The 2,788-nt window shown below is 54.8% G+C and carries 1 protein-coding gene; it reads right to left on the bottom strand.

Annotated features, from left to right (window positions below; translation table 11 throughout):
• Positions 1-167: 167 nt before the first annotated feature.
• A complete protein-coding gene (locus Q0R57_RS14680) occupies positions 168-2,624 on the bottom strand; it encodes a beta-L-arabinofuranosidase domain-containing protein (RefSeq protein WP_294749249.1) in 2,457 nt (818 codons plus the stop codon).
• Positions 2,625-2,788: the final 164 nt, after the last annotated feature.

Here is a 2,788-nt window from a genome sequence, read left to right as displayed (position 1 = left end):
CAACTTGATCTAGTCGAAAGACAGAAAACTGACAACCAAAATCAGCGAACTACAATATATCATAACCCACTGCTCTAAGATGTCTTAGAGAAGTCCATGAGAGGTCCATGAGAGGTCCATGAGAAGTCCATGGGATGTTCTATGCTTGCTCACAGGATACTAATCCATTATTTAATTACTTTCTTTTTACCTTTATAGATGTACAATCCCTTCTTTGTGGGTTTCCCTTCGAGTTTCCGTCCATCGAGGCAATACCAGGCGGCAGCATTATCTGTGATATCTGTGTGACCTATCATTGTCTGTGTACCCTCGCCAGCCTTGTAGATCAGGCGGTTGTAGTTGTAGTAGCCGCCATTGGCAAAGGGCATGATGTCGGTGAGCAGGTCATGATTGGTGAAGATGAGTTCCACGGGAGCTGCCTGGCTGACGGCAGGTCCCGTCCATCGCCAGATGTGTCGGCCAAGGGCTGTGGTTCCTACCTGTTCGCAGAGGTCGCCATCCTGGTTGCTGTGCAGGTCGGCGGTGCCGTCGGCATAGCGCACCTTGCAGTAGATGGGCTCGTCCCAGCAGAAGCGGGGCAGTTCGAAATAGGCGCAGTAGTGACCGTCAACCACCTGTACGCAGTCGGGGGCATCGACAGGACGGGTATAGTCTGGCTCCTCGGGCGCTGGCAGCGGCTGGGCGTTGGCGTCGGGGAAGACGGTAAGGCGCAACTCGGTGCATCCATAAGGCACGAGGTCGATATACTGGGTGGCGTCGCTGAGGAATGTCAGCTTGCCTTGCTCGGGCTGGGTGGGCGTATAGCGGTCGTCCACGAGGCTCCAGTCAATCTGCTTCACGGGGATGCGCAGGTTGACGGGGGTATAGTTGAGGTCGAAGGGGATGGTGCCGCCGATTTCCTCGATATAGGGATAGTTCACACTGACGGGCTGGCCGTCGTCGGCAAAGGCGTAGTTGAAGGCGCCAGTGGGCGTGATGTTCCAGCACTTGAAGTCGGGGTTCTCAGGTTTCTTACCGTGCATGCAGTCATACTCCTCAGTATCCTCGGTCTTCTGCTGCGGAATGGCGTAGGCATATAGCAGCGGACCGCGCTGGAAGCAGACGCCCTGTCCTTCGAGCGTTTTCTTCTCGATGGTCATCGGCAGGGTCAGCGTAACCACATCGCCACGCTTCACTGCCTTGGGCAGCTTGACAAACGTACCTGCCGTGAGGGCTACATCGATGGGTGAATCATTGAGTGCAGCCAAGGCGTTGCTACACCATGTGGGGATGCGCAGCGTCAGGGGGAGCGTAGCTCCCTCGTCGCCGCTGACATTGAAAGTCAGTGTCTCGGCAAAGGGATACTCCGTCGAGCAGGTAATGACGATATTGCCCTGTGCTGTGGGGAACGTCGCCGTGCTGGGACCATAGATGGTAGCCACTGCCCCACCCTCGCTATCAGTCATCCACATGCGGCTCACAAAGTTGGGCAGCATGCGGTTCACGTTGCCCGAGCAGCACTCCGTCTCGTGAGTAGGACGGTAGGCCATCCACGTAGAGCCGTGCTTATATATATTATGGTTCGACGATCCCGTGGCGACAAACTGGTTGACAGAGGAGAAGTACTGTAGCGAGCGGAAGTCCTTGGTGATGGCGCCCATGCCGGCGTTATAGATGGCCTGTTCTATCTTGTCGGCCCACTTGGCCTGACCAGTGATCTGCAGGAAGTGGCTCATCGTCCAGGTATAGTCAACGATGACACACGTCTCGTGGCTTGTGCCGATGCCGTTGCCATAGAGGAACTCCGCACTCGAGGGCACACCATCGGGCAGCAGCGACTCGCGCTCCACCTTTCTGACAGCGGTCATCGCCAGGTCCAGATATTGCTGCTTGCCGGTGTAGGCATAGAGCAGCATCGGCAGTTTCAGCATCTCAGAGAAGGTCACGGCATGCATATAGAACGGCTCGGCGCTTGTGATGGCGGTCTCGTCAACGGCAAACTTGTTCTGGATGGCCCAGGCATCCTCGGCTAACTGCAGCAGCTTTGCATTGCCCGTCTTGCCGTAGGTCCAGAGGATGCCCTCTATCGACATGATGTTACGTCCGCCCACGATGCCACCGGCCAGGTCTTGTGGTGTGAAGTTCAGGTAGTGGCGTTCTAGAGCTGTGGGTATGCGCTCGTCGCCATCGTGCTCATACTTGGCCTGCAACACACGGAAGAACACCGACATGGGCCATGTAATACCCACAAGGGTCGAATTGCCCAGCACACCGTTCTCGTCGGGGTGGGCCAGCGTATATTCAATACCTTCCATGGCCTTGCTGACCATCTCGTCGGCACCCAGTTCGTAGCCCAACTTCAACAGGCCCTCGGTATAGTAGGCCGTCTGCTCATAGCGCCACCAGTTGTCGCCATAGCTCTCGTCGGGTCGTGATATCTCACCGGCCCAGAGGCATGAGTTATAGGGATACGACAGCGCCTCGGGGTGACCCGTCAGTCCGTCGTGCTGGCGCTGCAGCATGGTTTTCAACCAGCCGCTGGGGTGAATATCGGCGGTCTTTCCTGTGTAATACTTGCTGTTGCTCTGTGCCTCAGCAGCAATGGCGCCGGCGCAGAGCAAAGTCATCATAATAGTTCTAATCATTGTCATCCTTGTTTGACTTTTAATAGCGGACTGCAAAGTTAGTACTTTTAATTTAAATAAGGTAAGAAATTAAGAGAAAAGTGGGCAAAAAAAGCGTTGGAACTACTTGTGAAGTGACCCCGAAAAGTTGGACGTTAAATTAAACGTTAATTATTAATCTCTCT

Source organism: uncultured Prevotella sp., from assembly GCF_946407605.1.
In the GTDB taxonomy this organism is placed as follows: domain Bacteria; phylum Bacteroidota; class Bacteroidia; order Bacteroidales; family Bacteroidaceae; genus Prevotella.
Note: the sequence above shows the minus strand (reverse complement) of the source record. Positions and strands in the feature narration are given on the sequence as shown.